Annotated in this window: 17 protein-coding genes; 5 read left to right on the plus strand and 12 right to left on the minus strand. The window is 63.1% G+C overall.

Annotation, left to right across the window (positions count from 1 at the left end):
• The coding region (locus I5W_RS18210) for a methyl-accepting chemotaxis protein (RefSeq protein WP_044530286.1) at positions 1-956 on the plus strand (956 nt) is incomplete at its 5' end.
• Here I5W_RS18210 and I5W_RS18215 read toward each other — a convergent pair.
• From I5W_RS18215 to I5W_RS18245, 7 genes are all read right to left on the minus strand, one after another.
• On the minus strand, positions 953-2,047 hold the full coding sequence (locus I5W_RS18215) for an alcohol dehydrogenase catalytic domain-containing protein (RefSeq protein ID WP_044530287.1): 1,095 nt from the start codon (positions 2,045-2,047) through the stop codon (positions 953-955). The two genes, I5W_RS18210 and I5W_RS18215, sit on opposite strands and share 4 nt — an antisense overlap.
• Positions 2,048-2,070: 23 nt before the next feature.
• Positions 2,071-2,721, minus strand: a complete 651-nt coding sequence (dhaL, locus tag I5W_RS18220) for a dihydroxyacetone kinase subunit DhaL (RefSeq protein WP_044530288.1) — start codon at positions 2,719-2,721, stop codon at positions 2,071-2,073.
• On the minus strand, positions 2,718-3,731 hold the full coding sequence (locus tag I5W_RS18225) for a dihydroxyacetone kinase subunit DhaK (RefSeq protein ID WP_044530289.1): 1,014 nt from the start codon (positions 3,729-3,731) through the stop codon (positions 2,718-2,720). Before I5W_RS18225 ends, dhaL begins: the two co-directional genes overlap by 4 nt.
• A 45-nt stretch (positions 3,732-3,776) precedes the next feature.
• The gene (locus I5W_RS18230; protein ID WP_044530290.1) at positions 3,777-4,559 is read right to left on the minus strand and encodes a GolD/DthD family dehydrogenase; all 783 of its coding nucleotides are present in this window, start codon (positions 4,557-4,559) and stop codon (positions 3,777-3,779) included.
• Positions 4,556-5,548, minus strand: a complete 993-nt coding sequence (locus tag I5W_RS18235) for a substrate-binding domain-containing protein (RefSeq protein ID WP_044530291.1) — start codon at positions 5,546-5,548, stop codon at positions 4,556-4,558. Before I5W_RS18235 ends, I5W_RS18230 begins: the two co-directional genes overlap by 4 nt.
• 31 nt (positions 5,549-5,579) lie before the next feature.
• Positions 5,580-6,566 (minus strand): ABC transporter permease, encoded by a 987-nt coding sequence (locus tag I5W_RS18240; protein WP_017453806.1) that lies wholly within the window; start codon positions 6,564-6,566, stop codon positions 5,580-5,582.
• A 72-nt stretch (positions 6,567-6,638) separates the two neighbouring features.
• Positions 6,639-8,117 (minus strand): sugar ABC transporter ATP-binding protein, encoded by a 1,479-nt coding sequence (locus I5W_RS18245; RefSeq protein ID WP_044530292.1) that lies wholly within the window; start codon positions 8,115-8,117, stop codon positions 6,639-6,641.
• A gap of 297 nt (positions 8,118-8,414) precedes the next feature.
• On the opposite strand from I5W_RS18245, the gene rpiB reads away from it, so the two are divergent.
• Both rpiB and I5W_RS18255 read left to right on the plus strand, forming a co-directional pair.
• Positions 8,415-8,876, plus strand: coding sequence for a ribose 5-phosphate isomerase B (gene rpiB / locus I5W_RS18250; RefSeq protein ID WP_017453808.1), 462 nt, complete (start codon positions 8,415-8,417; stop codon positions 8,874-8,876).
• A 71-nt stretch (positions 8,877-8,947) separates the two neighbouring features.
• A complete protein-coding gene (locus I5W_RS18255; RefSeq protein WP_017453809.1) occupies positions 8,948-9,907 on the plus strand; it encodes a sugar-binding transcriptional regulator in 960 nt (319 codons plus the stop codon).
• A 99-nt stretch (positions 9,908-10,006) separates the two neighbouring features.
• On the opposite strand, the gene tal is transcribed toward I5W_RS18255, so the two are convergent.
• The 4 genes from tal to pgi all read right to left on the minus strand — a co-directional run bounded on the left by tal (position 10,007) and on the right by pgi (position 15,123).
• Entirely contained in the window at positions 10,007-10,942 is a 936-nt protein-coding gene (gene tal / locus I5W_RS18260) for a transaldolase (RefSeq protein ID WP_044530293.1), read from the minus strand.
• A gap of 111 nt (positions 10,943-11,053) precedes the next feature.
• A complete protein-coding gene (locus I5W_RS18265) occupies positions 11,054-11,908 on the minus strand; it encodes an SIS domain-containing protein (RefSeq protein ID WP_034310514.1) in 855 nt (284 codons plus the stop codon).
• A gap of 38 nt (positions 11,909-11,946) precedes the next feature.
• Positions 11,947-13,413, minus strand: a complete 1,467-nt coding sequence (gene zwf, locus I5W_RS18270; protein ID WP_017453811.1) for a glucose-6-phosphate dehydrogenase — start codon at positions 13,411-13,413, stop codon at positions 11,947-11,949.
• A 48-nt stretch (positions 13,414-13,461) separates the two neighbouring features.
• Positions 13,462-15,123 (minus strand): glucose-6-phosphate isomerase, encoded by a 1,662-nt coding sequence (gene pgi / locus I5W_RS18275; protein ID WP_044530294.1) that lies wholly within the window; start codon positions 15,121-15,123, stop codon positions 13,462-13,464.
• A 380-nt stretch (positions 15,124-15,503) separates the two neighbouring features.
• On the opposite strand from pgi, the gene edd reads away from it, so the two are divergent.
• Positions 15,504-17,375, plus strand: coding sequence for a phosphogluconate dehydratase (gene edd / locus I5W_RS18280; RefSeq protein ID WP_044530295.1), 1,872 nt, complete (start codon positions 15,504-15,506; stop codon positions 17,373-17,375).
• The gene (locus I5W_RS18285) at positions 17,372-18,001 is read left to right on the plus strand and encodes a bifunctional 4-hydroxy-2-oxoglutarate aldolase/2-dehydro-3-deoxy-phosphogluconate aldolase (RefSeq protein ID WP_044530296.1); all 630 of its coding nucleotides are present in this window, start codon (positions 17,372-17,374) and stop codon (positions 17,999-18,001) included. The genes edd and I5W_RS18285 overlap by 4 nt, the downstream gene beginning before the upstream one ends.
• A gap of 129 nt (positions 18,002-18,130) precedes the next feature.
• Here I5W_RS18285 and I5W_RS18290 read toward each other — a convergent pair whose 3' ends face one another.
• Positions 18,131-18,433, minus strand: a complete 303-nt coding sequence (locus I5W_RS18290; RefSeq protein ID WP_044530297.1) for a hypothetical protein — start codon at positions 18,431-18,433, stop codon at positions 18,131-18,133.
• Positions 18,434-18,594 lie beyond the last annotated feature (161 nt).

An 18,594-nucleotide genomic window follows, 5' to 3' on the forward strand; every position in this document is an offset into this window, starting at 1 on the left:
TGGCCGCTGGTGTGATGCTGGTCATGATGGGGGTAGGATGGTGGCTCACCCGCACCCTGCTGCGCCAGATGGGCGGCGAGCCGGGTGACGTGGTGACGGTGATGCAGCACATCTCGCAAGGCGATCTGCAGCAGCAGATCACGCTCAAGCCCGGTTGTCGCGACAGCATGATGCACGCCATCCAGCGCATGGTGGAGCGGGTGTGCCAGGTGGTGACCGAAGTGCGCAGCAATGCCGAGAGCCTGGTCAGCACGGCCGAAGAGGTCAGCGTCACCGCGCAGGCACTCTCGCGTGCCTCGACCGAACAGGCCACAGGCGTGGAGCGGACCAGCGAGGCCCTGGAGCGCATCCATGGCTCCATCCTCAGTACTTCGCAGAATGCCAGGTTGACCGACCAGATCGCCGCTGCCGCCGCAGTCGAAGCGCGCGCGTGTGCGGCCACGGTCAAGCAGATGGTCGCAGCCATCCAGCAGATTGCCGGCAAGATCGTGGTGATCGATGACATCGCCTACCAGACCAATCTGCTGGCCTTGAACGCCACCATCGAAGCGGCGCACGCGGGAGAACACGGCACCGGGTTTGCGGTGGTGGCTGCCGAAGTGCGGCGCCTGGCCGAGCGCAGCCAGGCGGCGGCCCAGGAAATCGACGAAGTCGCGCGCCACAACGTGGCCTTGGCCAGCACGGCCGAAGAGCAGCTCAACAGCATGGTGCCGACGATCACGCGTACCTCGTCACTGGTGCAGGAAATCGTCGAGTCTTCGGCCCGGCAATCGGCAGCGGTCAGCCAGATCAGCCAGGCCGCCACGCAACTGGCCCAGGTGATCCAGCAGAATTCGCTCAGTTCGGAAGAACTGGCGGTGACCTCGGAAGAACTCAACCGCCGTGCGGTATTGCTGCAGACGACGGTGGGTTTTTTCCAGTGCGAGCTGGGGCAGGGGGCATGTAAGCAGGCTTAGGGCTGGGGCCTGAGCAAGACCTTGATCGAGTCCATCGAGTCGGCCATCTTGATGGCCGCTTCCCATTCCGAGAGCGCATAGCTGTGGGTGACGATGCCGCGTGAAGTCACCAGCCCGCGCGCCAGCAGGTCGATGGCAATCGGATAGCAATCGCCGCTCAGGTGGGCGCCGCGCAGGTCCAGTTCCTTTTCTTCGCCGATGATGGACCAGTCCACCGTGGTGTCGCGCCCGAAGACGCTGAATTCGACGAAGCGTCCCAGCTTGCGGATCATGTCCAGGCCTTGCGTCACGCCGGCCGGTGCACCGGTGGTCTCGATGTAGACGTCGCAGCCATATTGCCCGGTCGCCTCGCGCACGATCTTCTGGGCATCCTCGCGGCTTGGGTTGATGACGATGTCGGCGCCGTACTCGCGCGCCAGTTGCAACCGTTGGTCGGACAGATCGATGACGATCAGCTTCTTGGGGGTCTTCAGGTGCGCCACCTGTACCATCAGCAAGCCGAGTGTTCCCGCTCCGGCGATGACCACCACGTCATCCAGCTGGATGTCGCCACGGTTGACGGCGTGGATGGCGCAGGACAAGGGTTCGGTCACGGCCGCGTCCTCGAAGCTGATGTGCTCGGGAATCTTGTGGATCACTGCGCGCGCCGACAGGCGCATGTAATCGGCCATGCCGCCCTCGGCCACCTGGCGCTGGAAACCATAGACATCATGGACCTCGCACATCCAGCGGTAGCCGGTCTTGCAGTAGCGGCACTTGCCGCAGGGGACGATCTGCTCGGCGATCACTCGGTCACCCAGAGCCACGCCGTGATGTTCTGCCGCGCCCGGCCCCATCTCTACCACGTGGCCCCAGAATTCATGGCCGGGGATGACGGGCGGCTTGACGTAGGCGGGTTTGTTCTTTTCCTGGTCGCCCCAGAAGCGGGCCGCACCGGCAAAGCATTTGCAGTCGCCGGCACAGATGCCGCAGGAGGCGATCTTGATGATGACTTCGTTGGGACCGGCGGCGGGGCGCTTGACCTGTTGCAGGCGATAGTCGCGGGGCGCGTGGCAGACCACGGCCAGCATGTCGTCTTCATGGAAATGCATGAGCTGTCCTTTGCATCAGAGGGTTAATGGCGCAGGCCGGCCTGCAGCGATTGCGCCAGGCTGTCCAGGATCAGGGCGCAGGAACAGGCGCCGGCATCGAGCACGCCGATGGAGCGTTCGCCCAGGCGGCTGGCGCGACCGATGCGTGCCTGCAGGGCGCGGGTCGAATCACGTCCGGCCTCGGCACCGCGTTGCATCGCCTGCAGGCAGGCGGTGAAGGGTTGGTCATGGTCCAATGCCAGCCTAAAGGCATCGCGTGCCGGGACCAGGGTATCCATCAGGGTCTTGTCGCCGACCTTGGCCTCGCCGATGGCTTGGACTGCCGCGATGCCTTCATCGAGCGCGTTCAGGAAGAGCTGCCGGTCCAGCGTCGCATGGCCTTGCAGTGCCGTGCTCATGGCCATGAAGAAGCTGCCGTAGAGTGGGCCCATGGAGCCGCCGATACCTTCCATCAAGGTGATGGACAGCATATCGAGCGCTGCTGCCAGCGATGGTGCGGGTGCCTGCTTCAGGCGTTCGCCGCAGAGGCTGAAGCCCTTGCTCATGTTGATGCCGTGGTCGCCGTCGCCGATGGCGCCATCGATCTGGCTGAGGTAATCGCGGTGCTGGTTGATGGTCGATACCAGGTCCTGCACCACCCAGCCGGCCTGCTGCATGTCGAAGCCGGCGCTCATGGCTGGGCTCCCTGGCGCAGGCCGATGCTGTCGCAGGGGGCGGCCAGGCATTGGTCCAACTGATCGTCCAGGCGCATCAGGGTCAGGCTCACGCCCATCATCTCCAGCGAGGTGAAGAGATTGCCGACGAAGCTGTGTGCCACTTCCAGTCCCGCCGCGCGCAGTCCATCGGCGAGGTCGGCATAGAGGATGTACTGCTCCATGAGTGGTGTCGCGCCCAGGCCGGAGAGCAGCACCGCCACCTTGTCGCCGCGCGCGAAAGGCAGGTCCGGCAGCAGCTTGTCGAGCATCATGCGAGCCATGTCGCGGGCCGGTACCACGGCCTGTACCGCCACCCCGGGTTCGCCATGGTGGCCGATGCCCACTTCCATCTCGCCATGCTTGATGGTGAAGTTGGCCTTGCCCACGGCCGGGATGGTGCAGGCCGACAGGCCGATGCCGATGGAGCGGGTCTGGTCGATGGCTTTCTGGGCGGCCTGGATCACCTGGTCCAGTGTGCCGCCTTGCGCCGCGACTGCACCACCGACTTTCCACATCAGGATTTCACCGGCCACGCCGCGGCGCTTGGCCGACTGCTCCGGCGGGGCGGAGGCGGCATCATCGTTGGCTACCACGGTGCGCACCTGGATGTCGGCCCGTTCGGCCAGCTTGATGGCCATCTTCACATTCATGTTGTCCCCGGCATAGTTGCCGTAGAGGCAGGCGATGCCCTGGCCGCCATGCGCCAGTTGGAAGGCATCCATGAAGGACTTGGCGGTGGGCGAGGAAAATACTTCACCTACGGCCACGGCATCGACCAGCCCCTGGCCGACATAGCCGAGGAAGGCCGGTTCGTGGCCCGAGCCGCCCCCGGTGACGATGCCCACGCGACCGGGCGTGCCGGCCTGACGGTGGCCGATCACGCGAGGATTGTCGGGGTGGACCTGCAGGCCAGGGTGGGCGGCCAGCACGCCGCGCAGCATGTCCTCGACCACCAGATCGGGATGGTTGACGATGCGATTGAGAGTCATGAATCAGTCCTTGGAAAAACGTCAGACACAACAAAAAACAGCACTTCAGGCCACCGTGTAGCCACCGTCGATGAGGATGTTTTCCCCGGTGATCATGGCCGCCTGGGGGCTGGCGAGATAGGCCACCAGATGGGCCACTTCCTCGGGCTGGGCGAAACGTCCCACCGGGATGCGCGCGCGCATGGCCACGCCGACTGGTCCCGCCCAGGCCTGCTTGCCCAGTTCGGTTTCCACCACCGTGGGCGAGATGGCATTGACGGTGATGCCGTGGCAGGCCCACTCCAGCGCCAGTACCCGCGACAGGGCCACCAGGCCGGCCTTGCTGGCGCAGTAGGCGGCATGGCGCTCCAGCGCTACTACGCTGGCCTGCGAGGCGAGGTTGATGATGCGCCCGCATTGCTGGCGTCGCATCATCGGTAACACCGCCTGGGCCAGCAGGAAGGGCGCCTTCAGGTTGATGGCCATGGTGCGGTCCCAGTCGCTCGAACTCGCCACTTCGGCCTCCTGCAACAAGGCCACGCCGGCGTTGTTGACCAGGATGTCGATGCGTCCGTAGCGCGCTTCGATCTGGGCGATGCAGCGTCCAATGGCGGCCTCGTCGCAGACGTCGAGCACGCAGCCCAGGTGGTGCTGGCTGCCGCCCGCCAGACGTTCGGCCAGCTCCAGCACGGCCTGGCTGCGGTCCACCAGCACCAGTTGCGCGCCACAGCGGGCCAGCAACTGGCTGGTGGCCAGACCGATGCCGGCCGCGGCACCCGTGACAATGGCCACCCGGCCAGCGAAGTCATCAGGCTGCTGGATGGCCGGCGCATGGGGTGCCGTACTCATTTCTTGACCTTTTTCAGGAAGGCGTCGGCGTTCTCGGGCGTGATGGTGGTCCAGGGCACGGTATAGGATTTTTCGGTACCGCCCTTCCACGGCAGCTTGTCGCCATACTCGGCCCAGATGGTCGAACGGGGCTGGTAGGAAGGCCCCTTGATGGCGCGTAGCGCCACGTCCAGCGCGCCTTGTGCCTGCGCCTGGGCATCCTGGAACTGGGTCACCATCTCGCCGCGCTTGACCGCCGCAATGGCGTCGGCAATGCCATCGATGCCCACCACCGCAATGCTCTTGGGATCGATGCCCTTGGCCTTGATGGCCTGCAACGCGCCCAGCGCTTCGTCGTCGTTCTGCGCCAGCACGCCCTTGATCTGGCCGGGATGGGCGGTCAGCCAGTTTTCCATCAAGGCCATCGATTCGGCACGCGACCAGTTGCCGGTCTTGCGCGCCAATACCTTCACATCCTTGTAGCGCGCCAGCACTTCATCGTTGCCGCGTGCGCGCTCGATCTGGGCCGACTGGCCGATGGGGCCTTCGATCATGACGATGTTGCCCTTGCCGCCGATGGCCTTCATCAGCGCTTCCGCTTCCAGGCGCCCGGCCACCACATCATCGTTGCCCACGTAGGAAGTCAGCACGTCACCCTGTACCCGGGTATTGGAGCCGATCACCGGAATGCCGGCCTTGACCGCCTTCTGCACCGGTGCCGCGCCGGCCTTGAGGTCGATGGGCACGAAGATGATGGCGTCGTACTTCTGCAGGATCATCGTATCGAACTGGTTGCTCTGGGTGAGCGCATCGTAGTTGCCGTCGAACACGGTCACCTGGACGCTGCCATCCTGCACCGCCGGATGCGCCTTCAACTGGTTGCTCCACATCTGCATGAATTCGCCCTTGAGGCCATAGACTGCCGCGCCGATGCGCAGGGGTTTGTTCTGGGCGCTCACACCGGTAGCCACGGCCATGAGCAGCAGGCTGGCGAGGGTTTTCTTGATCATGAATCGTCTCCGTGTTGGTTGTTGTTGGACTTCAGTTTTTCTTGCGCGAGGAATCCAGCAGGACAGCGCCGACGATGATCACGCCCTTGATGACTTGCTGGTAATAGGAAGACACGCCGAGCAGGTTGAGCCCGTTGTTGATGACGCCGATCAGCAATGCGCCCACCACGGTGCCGCCCAGGGTGCCGGTGCCACCCGAGAGCGAGGTACCGCCGATGACCACGGCGGCAATCGCATCCAGTTCGTAGGACACGCCGGCCTGGGGCAATGCGGCGGTGGTACGCGCAGCCAGCAGTACGCCGGCCAGTCCGGCCAGCAGACCGCTGACCACGTACACGGCGAAGAACACCTTGCGGGTATCGATGCCGCTGGTCTTGGCGCTTTTGGCATTGCCGCCCACGGCGTAGATGTAGCGGCCATAGACGGTGAAGCGCAGCACGAACCAGGACAGCGCGATGACCACGCCGAAGATAACGATGGGCACCGGCACGTGCAGGATCTGGGCGCTACCGATGGCCAGCAGGCCAGATGGCAGGTCCGATACCGGCATCCCATCGTTGTAGATGTAGGTGGCCCCGCGGGCCGCACTCAACATGCCCAGCGTGGCCACGAAGGAAGGCACTGCCAGACGCGCCACCAACAGGCCGCTGATGGCGCCCAGTCCGGCACCCGCACCCAGTCCGGCCAGCACCGCCACGGCCGGCGAATAGCCGCCACCGGTGGCCAGCCACGCCGCGACCATGCCGGAGAAGGCCAGTAGTGCGCCCACCGACAGGTCGATGCCGCCGGTGAGCACGACATAGGTCATGCCGATGGCGAGGATGCCATTGATGGAGGTCTGGCGCAGGATGTCGGTCCAGTTCTCCAGCGTCATGAAGTAGGGCGTCGCCAGCGACAGGGCCAGGCAGAGCACGATCAGCGCCGCCAGCACGCCGTAGCGCGCAGTGGCCTGACGCAGGCTGGTCAGGGAAGGCGAGGCCAGGCGATTGGCCGAGAGCGAGGTGGGTTTGGTCATCATGGTGTCTTCAGTGGTTCAGCATCATCGGGACAACATTTCGGCAGGGCGGTATCACATCACTGCGGTATCGCCTCACGAAGCCAGGTGCAGCAGTTCTTCCTGGGTGGTGCGATGGGCATCGACCACCTGCACCATGCGACCGGACTTGAAGATGGCAATGCGGTCGCACAGGTCGAGGATTTCCTGGGCTTCGGAAGAGACCACCAGTGCCGCGCCGCCTTCGTGCACGAAACGGTCGATCAACTGGTAGACCTCGCGCTTGGCCCCTTCATCGATGCCACGCGTGGGTTCATCGCAGAGCAGGCAGCGCGGCTGGGTGGACAGGCAGCGCGCCAGCACCACCTTCTGCTGGTTGCCGCCGCTCATCGATGACACCGGCAGATGGGGCGAACTGACCTTGATCTGCAATCGCTGGATCATCTGTCCGACCAGCGTCTCGACTCGACTGCGCCGGATCAGCGGCAGGCGCGACAGGCGGCGGTAGGCGGCCAGGGCGATGTTGTCCTGGATCGAGGCGCACAACACCAGGCCGCTTTGCTTGCGATCCTCGGTCACCAGCGACAGCCCGGCGGCGATGCTGGCGGCGGGCTTGCCTGAGGGGAGGGGGTGTTCCAGCAGAGTGACGCTGCCACGTTGGGCGCGGGTCAGGCCATAGATGCAATTGAGGTATTCGCTGCGACCGGACCCCATCAAGCCATAGATGCCTACGACTTCGCCGGCGTGGACGCGCAGGGAGATGTCTTCGAATTCGCCATGACGACTCAAGGTGTCGGTGGCCAGTACCGGTGCGCCACCCTGGCGGCGGTTGCGTTCCCGTCCTTGCAGGGTGCGGCCGACGATGGCCTTGACCAGCTCGCTGCGATCGATGTCGCGCATCAGTCCGCTCTGCACGTAGCGACCGTCGCGAAACACCGTGTAGCTGTCGGCGATCTGGAAAATCTCCGACAACCGGTGCGAGACGTAGATGATGCCAGTCCCTTGGGCGGCCACGCTGCGGATGGCGCGAAACAGCACTTCGGTTTCCTTCTCGCCGATGGCCGAGGTGGGTTCGTCCATGATCATGACGTCGCAGTCGTGGCTGAAGGCCTTGGCGATTTCCACCAGTTGCACCTGGGCCAGGCTCAGGTCCTGCATGAGCGCGCGGGCATCGACCTGGAATTGCAGCCGGTCCAGCAGGGCCTGGGCCTGCCGTTGCATGGCGCGGGTATTGACGCAGATGCCGCCGATGCGCGGTTCGCGACCGAGAAACAGATTCTCCGCCACACTCATGCCGGCAATCGGTGACAGCTCCTGCGTGATGATGGCGATGTGATGATCCAGCGCCTCGGCCGGCGAGTGGAAATCCACCGACTTGCCCTTCAGGCGCACCTCGCCGCTGTCCCGCCGCAGCAAGCCCATCAGGATGCCCAGGAAGGTCGATTTGCCGGCGCCGTTGCCGCCGCACAGGGCGTGGACACTGCCGCGCTTGAGTTGCAGACGACCATCGGTGAGCGCGGCGACCTCATTGAAGGCCTTGCTCACCCCGTGCGCTTCCAGCAATAGCTCTGCCATGGCTGTCTCCATTTATGCGCTGATCAAATGTCCAGCGATGATTAAATGTTTGTTGTGGGGGCATCATTGCAAAGAATCTTTTTGCTGTCAACGGTCATTTGTTCACGGTGACAAATAACTTTTTCTTCTTTATTGCGCTGCAATTACGTAAAAAATTAGAATATGTGCCAAATAATCGTGGTTTTTGTGGTGGTCAGGACGTTTTTGCTTTAGTCTTCTGTTGAACAATTGCTCAATGATGGTTAAATGGATTTGTGGCGTACATCAAAGACAGACCATCGACAGGAGGAGACCAAGATGAAAATTGCGATCGGATGTGATGAAGCGGCGTATGCGCTCAAGGAAATCATCAGGGCCCATCTGCTGGCCAAAGGCCTTGACGTGGTGGACTTCGGCACCCATGATACGGAGCCCGTGATTTACCCCGACATCGCCTTTGCGGTGGCCGAACAGATCCGGCAAGGGACGATAGCGCGTGCCGTCCTGCTGTGTGGCACGGGCATCGGCATGGCCATCTCGGCCAACAAGGTGCCGGGTGTGCGCGCGGCGCAATGCCACGACACGTATTCGGCCGAACGCGCCAGCAAGAGCAATGATGCCCAGATCATTACGCTGGGTGCGCGCGTGGTCGGGGCCGAGTTGGCCAAGGCCATCGTCGATACCTGGCTGGCGGCAGAGTTTTCAGGTGGGCGCTCGACCGAAAAACTGGAGCGCATCAAAGAGTATGAACACAATCTGCACAATGCCAAGCGCCTGTAGGCGTGGCATTGCATGGCGCGTACCGGGCGTAGTCCCGAGGCTCATGCTGGTGCGAGCAAAGGGGGGATTCCATGTCCATGGATGAATTGACGCGTCTGGCCACCTTGTATTACGTCGATGGCCTGACGCAGCAGGAGTTGTCGGAGCGCTTTTCGATTTCACGTGCCTCCATTGCACGGATGCTCAAACGTGCCCAGGATGAGGGCATCGTCGAGATCCGCGTGCGCCATCATCCGGGGCAGACCCTGGAACTGGAGCACGCGCTGATGCAGCGCTTCGGTATCGAGCGGGCGCTCATTTCGGTGAGCCACAACGACCAGGATCGCCAGCGCGCCATGCTGGCCGGTCTGGTCGCCAATCACCTGGACCGCAGCCTGACCGATGACAGCATCGTGGCCGTGGGTATCGGTCGCAACATCAACGCCGTTTCCGAACATGCGGTGTCGAACACACGACGCAGCGTCACCTTCGTCTGTGGTATCGGCGGTTACTATCGCGGTGGCGAGACGATGAATTCAGACCACATCTGCCGCCGCCTGGCCTCGCGCTTCGGTGGCGAGAGCGAGACGCTCTATGCGCCTGCGGTGGTCAACAGCGCCGCCGTGCGCGATGCGCTGCTGGCCAACGATGCGGTGCGGCCCACGCTGGACAAGGCGCGGCGCGCCGATGTGGCCCTGATCGGCGTGGGCGACATCAATGAAGACAGCCAGATGGTCAGGATGGGCTGGTTCACGCCACAGGAAATCCAGGAGCTCAAGCGCCAGGGGGCGGTGGGCGACATGATGGGCTACGACTTCATCAATATCCAGGGTGAACCAACCCGCACCGAGACCCATTCCCGTGTCATCGGGCTGACGGTCGATGACCTGCGGCGCATTCCCGACGTCATTGCGGTGGCCAGCGAAAGCAGCAAGGCCAGTGCCATGCTGGGCGCCTTGCGCACCGGGACCATCAAGACCCTGGCCACCACCGACAGCATTGCGCATACCTTGCTGACCTTGGAAGAGGCGACCCGCCAGGCTGCCCGCTGAAGCGCGTTCGGCAAACGACAAGGCCGCATCGTCATCGATGCGGCCTTGTCGTTGGTCGGGCTACCATGACGGCAGCCCAGGGGATGGTCCGTGCGCGACTCAGCGCAGCGCTTCGACGATCTGCTCCAGTTTCACCGCATCGGCGGCGAACTGGCGGATGCCTTCGGCCAGTTTTTCGGTCGCCATGGCATCGGCGTTCAAGGCCAGGCGGAAGGCCTTTTCGTCCAGCGAGATGCGCTTGATGTCGGCGGCATCAGCGGCTTCCTTGCTGAGCTTGCGCTCGACTGGCGCATCGCTGTCGGCCAGTTTTTGCAGCAGGTCCGGGCTGATGGTGAGCAGGTCGCAACCGGCCAGCTCGACGATCTGCGAGGTATTGCGGAAGCTCGCGCCCATCACTTCGGTAGCGTAACCGAACTTGCGGTAATAGTTGTACACCGCCTTGACCGACTGCACGCCCGGGTCGTCGCTGCCGGTGTATTCCTGGCCGCTGGACTTCTTGTACCAGTCATAGATGCGGCCCACGAAGGGCGAGATCAGTTGCACACGGGCCTCGGCGCAGGCAATGGCTTGCGGCAGCGAGAACAGCAGGGTGAGGTTGCAGCGGATGCCGTCCTGTTCCAGGATCTCGGCGGCGCGGATGCCTTCCCAGGTGGAGGCGATCTTGATCAACACGCGCTCGCGGGCGATGCCGGCTTCTTCATACAGGCGGATCAGCTCGCGGCCCTTGGCGACCGTGCCTTCGGTGTCGAAGGACAGGCGCGCATCGGTCTCGGTGGAGACGCGCCCCGGGATGAGTTTGAGGATTTCCAGGCCGAAGGCGATCAGCAGGCGGTCGATGATCTCATCGGTGCTCTTGCCGGCATGGGCCTTGACGACGGACTCCAGCAGCGGCTGGTACTCGGCCTTCTGCACGGCCTTCAGGATCAGCGAGGGATTGGTGGTGGCGTCCTGGGGCGCGAAGGCCTTCATCGCCTGGAAGTCGCCGGTGTCGGCCACGATGGTGGTGTACTGCTTCAACTGTTCAAGCTGGCTCATGGGAAATCCTGTTGCTGGAGGTGAAGAATGTAGGGTGACATTGTACGCAAAGGCCATCCCTTGTCTGTCGTTGAATCACTGATCCTTGATCTGTTGCTCCTGAGGTGGAACTTAGCGGAAGAAGGAGTCGAATTGCATGTCGAACTTCTGCAGCGACTTCTGCGCGTTCTGCATTTTCTTGCGGAATTCCGGTCCGCGCCGCAAGGCCAGGCCCACCGCCAGGATGTCGATCACCACCAGATGCGCCAGGCGCGCCGAGATCGGCGTGTAGGGATCGATGTTGAAGGATAGATCGATGGGCACCAGTACCGTGGCCAATTCGGCCAGCGGGGTGCCGGAGGGACCCAGCACGATGATGTCGGCGCCCCCCTTGCGCGCCAACTGGATCGAGCGCAGCAGGGCGGCATTGCCGCCGCGCTGCGAAATGGCCACTACGCAGTCGCCGGCCTTCAGCAGCGAGGCGGCAATGCTGTGGATGTGCGGGTCGGAGTAGGCCACGGTGGGCACGCCCGAGCGGAAGAACTTGTGCTGGGCATCGTTGGCCACGATGCCGGAGGTGCCCTGGCCGTAGAACTCGATCTTGTTGGCGCGCGCCAGCACGTCCAGCGCCAGCTGGATGGCATCCGGGTTCAGGTGGTTGCGCAGGTCCAGCAAGGTGTTGATGGAACGGCTGCAGATCTTGTTGACCAGATCGGCGGCCAGGTCATCCTGGGCCAGTGTCTCGTCGGCGCCGGGCAAGGCCAGCGCCAGGCTTTGCGCCAGCTTGAGCTTGAAGTCATGCCAGCCTTCGTAACCGATGGCGCGGCAGAAGCGGATCACGGTCGGTTCCGACACTTCCGCATTCTTGGCCAGCGCCGTCAGGTTCTCCGCCAGCGCCAGTTGCGGATTGGCGAGGATGGTCGCCGCCACCTTCTTCTCCGACTTGGAGAGGGAGTTGATGTGGGTGCGAATGGAGTCGAGCAGCATGGACATGAGGTTGACCTGGTGAGGCGATGAGGCGGAGGTCAGACCTCTGGCAAGGCTTCTTCACGCCACTGCAGGCCGTCGCGACCGATCAGGGCACTGGCCGCAGCCGGTCCCCAGGTGCCGGCGTTGTAGGGCACCGGGTCGGCTTCCTGCTGATCCCAATAATTGAGGATCGGCTCCACCCACTCCCAGGCCGCTTCCAGTTCGTCGCTGCGCATGAAGAGCGTCAGGTGACCACGCAGCACGTCCAGCAGCAGGCGCTCGTAGGCATCCATGCGCGGGGTCTTGAACTTCTCGCGGAAGTCCAGTTCCAGCTCGACCGGACGCAGGCGCATCCCATCGCCCGGCTGCTTGGCCATCAGGTTCATGTGCAGCCCTTCATCGGGCTGCAGGCGGATCACCAGGCAGTTGGGAGTGTCGTTCTGGTGCGCGAAGATGGAGTGCGGCACGCTCTTGAAGCGCACCACGATCTCGGCCAGCGAGTCGGCCATGCGTTTGCCGGTGCGCAGGTAGAAGGGTACCCCGGCCCAGCGCCAGGTGTCGATCTCGGCCTTGACCGCGACGTAGGTCTCGGTGCGCGAATCGGGATTGGCGTCGGCTTCCTTGCGGTAGCCCGGCACGGCCACGCCATCGACGTGACCGGCGCGGTATTGGCCACGCACCACGTTCATGGCCAGCGTAGTCGGGGTAAAGCGTTTCAGTGAGCGCAGCACCTTCAGTTTTTCGTCCCGCACGGCATCGGCCGAATTGGAGACAGGCGGCTCCATGGCGACGATACACAGCAGTTGCAGCAGGTGATTCTGCAGCATGTCGCGCAGCGCGCCGGAGGTGTCGTAGTAGTCGAAGCGGCCACCTACGCCGAGTTCTTCGGCGATGGTGATCTGCACATCGGAAATCCATTCACGCCGCCACAGCGGTTCGAACAGCACATTGCCAAAGCGCAGCGCCAGCAGGTTCTGCACCGCTTCTTTGCCCAGATAGTGGTCGATACGGAAGATCTGCGATTCCTGGAAGAAGCGACCCACTTGCGCATTGATGTCGCGCGCGCTTTCCAGGTCGCGGCCCAGCGGTTTTTCCAGCACCACGCGCGCGCTCGGAGTGACCAGTCCGGCCTTGGAGAGGTTCTCGCAGATCGAGGCAAACAGGCTGGGCGGCGTGGCCAGGTAGAACACGCGGGCCAGGCCGTCGATATCGCGCAGGGCTTCCTTCAGATGAGCGAAGCTGTCGGCATCCTTGGCATTGACCGAGGCGTATTGCAGGCGGTTGGTGAAGCGTTCCCAGACGGCGGCGTCCAGGTTGGAGGAGGGGACGTGGGGTTTGGAATCCTTTTCCACCAGCTTCAGGAAATCCTCGCGGGATTTTTCTTCGCGGCCCAGGCAGATGATGCGTGCATTGGGGGGCAGGTCGCGACCGCGGTCACGCGCGTAGAGCGCCGGCAGCAGCTTGCGCATGGAGAGGTCGCCGGTGCCGCCGAATAAAACCAGATCGAAATCAGAAGTAGCCATGTCGTGTGTTGTCTCTGTGTGCGTGAAGTAGCGCCTTGCCGCGCTACGTTAGTTTTCCTGCAATGCCTGGCGCGCCAGCGCGATCAGGGCGCTGGTGGAGGCATCGTGGCGTGCTGCATCGGGTGCGGCGTCGGACTTCAGTTCGGCCAGGATGGTCTTGGCCAGGACCTTGCCCAGTTCCACTCCCCACTGGTCGAAGCTGTTGATGCCCCAGATCGCCCCCTGCACGAAGGTCTTGTGTTCGTACAGCGCAATCATCGCACCCAGGGCGTGCGGGCTCAGTTCGGGCAGCAGCAGGGTATTGCTGGGGCGGTTGCCGGTGAAGGTTTTGTGCGGGACCAGCGCCGCAAGTTCCACTTCCGGCACGCCTTGTGCCTGCAGGTCGGCACGCACTTCGGCGGCGTCCTTGCCGCGCATGAAGGCTTCGGACTGTGCAAAGCAGTTGGCCAGCAGCGTGGCCTGATGCTCGGCAATGCTGTGTGAAGGTTTGAGTACGGCGATGAAATCGATGGGCGTGATGTCCGTGCCCTGGTGCAACAACTGGAAGTAGGCGTGCTGGCCGTTGGTGCCGACGTCGCCCCAGATGGCCGGACAGGTCTGTACCGACACCGGTGTGCCGTCACGCGTGATGCGCTTGCCGTTGCTCTCCATGTCCAGCTGCTGGAGATAGGCCGGGAAGAAGCGCAGCCATTGGTGATAGGGCGCGATGGTCAGCGAGGCACTGTCGAGGAAGTTGCGGTTCCAGATGCCCACCAGGGCCTGGATCACCGGCATATTCGATTCCAGTGGCGCTGTGCGGAAGTGGCGGTCCATGTCGTGGGCGCCGGCCAGGAACTGGGCGAAATGTTCGTAGCCGATCAGCAGCGCCACCGGCAGGCCGATGGCCGACCATACCGAGTAGCGGCCGCCGACCCAGTCCCAGAAGGGGAACATGTTGGCCGTATCGATGCCGAACGCGGCGACCTCGGTGGCATTGGTGGAGACTGCCACGAAGTGTCGGGCCAGGTCTTGCTGCTTGCCGTGCTGCAAGAACCAGGCGCGCGCCGACTTGGCGTTGAGCATGGTTTCCTGCGTGGTGAAGGTCTTGGAGGCGACGATGAACAGCGTGGTCTCGGGATCGATGCGCGAGAGCACCTCATCAAGGTCGTGGCCATCGACGTTGGAGACGAAGTGTGCCGTCAGGCGTGCATGTTGGTAGTCGCGCAGGGCCGTACAGACCATCTGTGGACCCAGGAAGGAGCCGCCGATGCCGATGTTGACGATGTCGGTGATCTCGCGTCCGGTGTAGCCGCGCCAGGTGCCGCTGCGCACCTGCTCGGAAAAGCTGCGCATGTGCTGCAAGACCCGATGAACCTCCGGCGCCACCGCTTGTCCGTCCACTTGGGTGTCACAGGCATCAAGCGGGGCGCGCAGGGCGGTGTGCAAGACCGCGCGATGTTCGGTAAAGTTGATCTTCTCGCCGCTGAACATGGCCTCGCGCAGTGCTTCCACCCCGCGCTCGCGCGCCAGGCTCATCAGCAGCGCCAGCGTGTCGGCGTTGAGACGGTTCTTGGAATAGTCCAGCAAGAGCCCGGCAGCGCGCACGTGCATACGTTCGAAGCGGTCGGGTTGCTGGGCGAACAGATCGCGCAGGTGCCATTGAACTGCCGTGGCATGATGGGCTTGCAATGCCTGGTAGGCGGCCGTGTCGGTCAGAGCGGTGGTATGCATGAGTTGGATGTCGGTTGGCTGTGGTGGCCTGGCTCATCAATGCGTGTAATACGAGTCATCAGTACGAGCGATGCGCAGTGCGTGATGCAAGAGACACACTGCTGGCCGCGTTCATGTTCTCGGAGTAACGTAGCAGACTATACATCAATTGGCGCCAAAGTGGTAGTTTCACTACAGTTTATGACGCCCCTGTTACATTGCCGGCGGGCATGGTCGCGGCGTTGATTAAAGTCCGAAGTGATAAGGCTTTTGAAGCGGATTGTTCGCGACCAATGAAAAGACGCGCGGCGCTGGCCTGCTGCGAGGGTCTAAGTGTATGATTTCATTCGGCCAAAATTGTGTAGTAAAATTACAGTGTTAACGCTAACAGGAAACCGACAATGCCTCTCAACGCTACCTTAGCCAGCGTCACCCAACGCATCGCCGAACGTAGCCGTCCCTATCGGACCGCTTATCTCGAACGCCTGGAAGCGGCCCGCCGCAAGGGCGCACAGCGCGGCGCGCTGGCCTGTACCAACCTGGCGCACGGCTTCGCCGCCTTCCCCGCCAATGACAAGCTGAAGTTGAAGGAAGACAAGGCGCCGTCGCTGGCCATCGTTTCGGCCTACAACGACATGCTCTCGGCGCACCAGCCCTTCGAGCGTTTCCCCCAGATCATCAAGGACGCCGCCCGTGAAGCCGGCGCCGTGGCGCAGTTCGCCGGTGGCACCCCGGCCATGTGCGATGGCGTCACGCAAGGCCAGAGCGGCATGGAGATGTCACTGTTCTCGCGCGATACCATCGCCATGGCCACTGCGGTGGCGCTGTCGCATAACATGTTCGACGCCGCGCTGTACCTGGGCGTATGCGACAAGATCGTGCCGGGCCTGTTGATCGGCGCGCTGCATTTCGGTCACCTGCCGGCCGTGTTCGTACCGGCCGGCCCCATGACCAGCGGCATGAGCAATAGCGACAAGGTCAAGATCCGCCAGCTCTACACGGCTGGCAAGATCGGCCGTGCCGAGCTGCTGGAAGCCGAAGCGAAGTCCTACCATGGCGCCGGTACCTGCACTTTCTACGGGACCGCCAACAGCAACCAGATGTTGATGGAAGCCATGGGCCTGCACCTGCCGGGCGCCGCCTTCATCACCCCCAATACCCCGCTGCGCGATGCGCTCACCGCGGCCGCTGCCAAGCAGGCCGCCAAGATCACCGACCTCGGTTCGCAATACACCCCGGTAGGACGCATGATCGATGAGAAGGCCATCGTCAACGCCATCGTCGCGCTGCACGCTACGGGCGGCTCCACCAACCACACCCTGCACCTGGTGGCCATCGCCAAGGCGGCTGGCATCGTGATCGACTGGGACGACTTCGACAAGCTCTCGGCCGTGGTGCCGCTGATCACCAGGATCTATCCCAACGGCAGCGCCGACGTGAACCACTTCCACGCCGCAGGCGGCACCGGTTTCGTGCTGCGCGAACTGATCGATGCCGGCCTGATGCATGACGACGTCACCACCATCCTCGGCCAGGGGCTGCGCCAGCACTGCAAGGAGCCGATGCTGGCGGCCGAAGGCGAGAACGGTCGTCCCGGCATCGTCACCTGGCATGACGCCCCCGTCCAGAGCGGTGATGAAGGTGTGCTGGGCACGGTGGCCAAGCCCTTCGCCGCAGACGGTGGCCTGAAACTGCTGCAAGGCAACCTGGGCCGTGCCGTCATCAAGATCTCGGCGGTCAAGCCTGAGCATCGCGTGGTGGAAGCCCCGGCCGTGGTGTTCCACTCGCAGGAAGCCTTCATGGCAGCCTTCAAGGCGGGCGAGCTGGACCGCGATTTCGTGGCCGTGATCACCTTCCAGGGCCCGCGTGCCAACGGCATGCCCGAGCTGCACGCACTGACCCCGGCGCTGGGTATCCTGCAGGACAAGGGCCGTCACGTGGCGCTGGTCACCGATGGCCGCATGTCGGGCGCATCGGGCAAGGTGCCGGCCGCCATCCACGTCACGCCCGAAGTGCTGGGCGGTGGCCCGCTGGGCCGGGTGCGCAATGGCGACATCATCCGCCTGGATGCCGAGACCGGCACCCTGCAGGCCAAGGTCGAGGCCGCCGAATGGGAAGCCCGTGCGCTGGACAGCGCTGACCTCTCGGGCAACCAGCACGGCATGGGCCGCGAATTGTTCAGCCTGTTCCGCAACGCGGTGGGAACCGCAGAAGAGGGCGGCGCCACCTTCGGCCTGCCGCCGATTTTTGAGAAAGAGAAAGCCACGGTATGAAGACCACACTGGAAATCATGCGCGCCTCGCCGGTCATTCCGGTGATCGCCATCGACAAGTTCGAACACGCCGTTCCGCTGGCGCGCGCTTTGGTGGCAGGCGGCATCCGCGTGCTGGAAGTCACGCTGCGCACTGAACACGGCCTGCCGGCCATCCGCGCCATTGCCGAGCAGGTGCCCGAGGCCATCGTCGGCGTGGGCACGCTGACTGCACCGGAAGAATTCACGGCCTCGCGTGATGCCGGCGCCGTCTTCGGTGTATCGCCCGGCCTGACCCCGGCGTTGATCGAAGCGGCCAAGCGCAGCGGTCTGCCGCTGCTGCCGGGTGTGATGACCCCCTCCGAAGTGATGGCCGCACGCGAGGCAGGCTTCCGCCAACTGAAGCTATTCCCGGCCGTGCCGGCAGGCGGCATCGGTATGCTCAACGGCATTGCAGGGCCCTTGGCTGATGTCTCCTTCTGCCCGACCGGTGGCATCACGCAAGAGACGGCACCGCAGTTCCTGGCCTGCAAGAATGTGGTGTGCGTGGGCGGCTCCTGGCTGACCCCGAAGGCCGCCATCGAGGCCGGTGATTGGGACAAGATCACCGAGATTGCCAAGGCGGCGGCTGCGTTGAAGAAGGGTTGAGTTTTCTGTAGTCTGAAAGAAGGACGGTATCCACGATCCCGATACCGTTTGGCAGAAGATCCAGAAAGCCTCGGTGAACAGCCGAGGCTTTTTGTTTGGCATGCTGGAAGCAGATCAATTTGTCACTTTTCAGACTAGTCGTTCCCTAAGCTTGGTGTAGCATATTCCGGCATCCGCTTCGCCAAAACGCACTTCACAATAAAGTTTGAACGCGGCGCGCTCCGGAGGCGAAAGCTGATTCAATGGAATGAAATCAAGTCCTATCTGGACTGGATTGAAGAAGCGAAATTGCAGAGAAGGTCGATGCTTGATGAACGGTTCCCAAGTAACGCCCATCTCGTGATCTCCGACGACTCGCTCGATGCCAATAAAGGGCGATAGTGCAGCGGTAGCGGCTATCGCAAACGCGATCTTGAAAATGGGACCTTTCATGGCGGCTAAAATTGAAATGGAGTTGGAATAGCGTTTTGATCAACGTGGAAGATATTGGGTTCGGCAGTCCTTACCATTTCAAGAAAAAGGGCGGGAGCGATTGACTCGCTACCCGCCCTTTTCCTTTTCCTGCTTTTACTTTTGATTCCTTGGCCGTCACT

The organism is Herbaspirillum sp. B65 (assembly GCF_000333555.1).
In the GTDB taxonomy this organism is placed as follows: domain Bacteria; phylum Pseudomonadota; class Gammaproteobacteria; order Burkholderiales; family Burkholderiaceae_D; genus Herbaspirillum; species Herbaspirillum rubrisubalbicans.

Coding starts and splice junctions, on each gene's coding strand:
- pgi (WP_044530294.1), bottom strand. CDS start 15,123: ATGCATACCACCGCTCTGACCGACACGGCCGCCTACCAGGCATTGCAA.
- I5W_RS18255 (WP_017453809.1), top strand. CDS start 8,948: ATGTCCATGGATGAATTGACGCGTCTGGCCACCTTGTATTACGTCGAT.
- I5W_RS18235 (WP_044530291.1), bottom strand. CDS start 5,548: ATGATCAAGAAAACCCTCGCCAGCCTGCTGCTCATGGCCGTGGCTACC.
- I5W_RS18265 (WP_034310514.1), bottom strand. CDS start 11,908: ATGCTGCTCGACTCCATTCGCACCCACATCAACTCCCTCTCCAAGTCG.
- I5W_RS18230 (WP_044530290.1), bottom strand. CDS start 4,559: ATGAGTACGGCACCCCATGCGCCGGCCATCCAGCAGCCTGATGACTTC.
- dhaL (WP_044530288.1), bottom strand. CDS start 2,721: ATGAGCGCCGGCTTCGACATGCAGCAGGCCGGCTGGGTGGTGCAGGAC.
- edd (WP_044530295.1), top strand. CDS start 15,504: ATGCCTCTCAACGCTACCTTAGCCAGCGTCACCCAACGCATCGCCGAA.
- I5W_RS18290 (WP_044530297.1), bottom strand. CDS start 18,433: ATGAAAGGTCCCATTTTCAAGATCGCGTTTGCGATAGCCGCTACCGCT.
- I5W_RS18245 (WP_044530292.1), bottom strand. CDS start 8,117: ATGGCAGAGCTATTGCTGGAAGCGCACGGGGTGAGCAAGGCCTTCAAT.
- rpiB (WP_017453808.1), top strand. CDS start 8,415: ATGAAAATTGCGATCGGATGTGATGAAGCGGCGTATGCGCTCAAGGAA.
- I5W_RS18285 (WP_044530296.1), top strand. CDS start 17,372: ATGAAGACCACACTGGAAATCATGCGCGCCTCGCCGGTCATTCCGGTG.
- I5W_RS18215 (WP_044530287.1), bottom strand. CDS start 2,047: ATGCATTTCCATGAAGACGACATGCTGGCCGTGGTCTGCCACGCGCCC.
- I5W_RS18240 (WP_017453806.1), bottom strand. CDS start 6,566: ATGATGACCAAACCCACCTCGCTCTCGGCCAATCGCCTGGCCTCGCCT.
- tal (WP_044530293.1), bottom strand. CDS start 10,942: ATGAGCCAGCTTGAACAGTTGAAGCAGTACACCACCATCGTGGCCGAC.
- I5W_RS18225 (WP_044530289.1), bottom strand. CDS start 3,731: ATGACTCTCAATCGCATCGTCAACCATCCCGATCTGGTGGTCGAGGAC.
- zwf (WP_017453811.1), bottom strand. CDS start 13,413: ATGGCTACTTCTGATTTCGATCTGGTTTTATTCGGCGGCACCGGCGAC.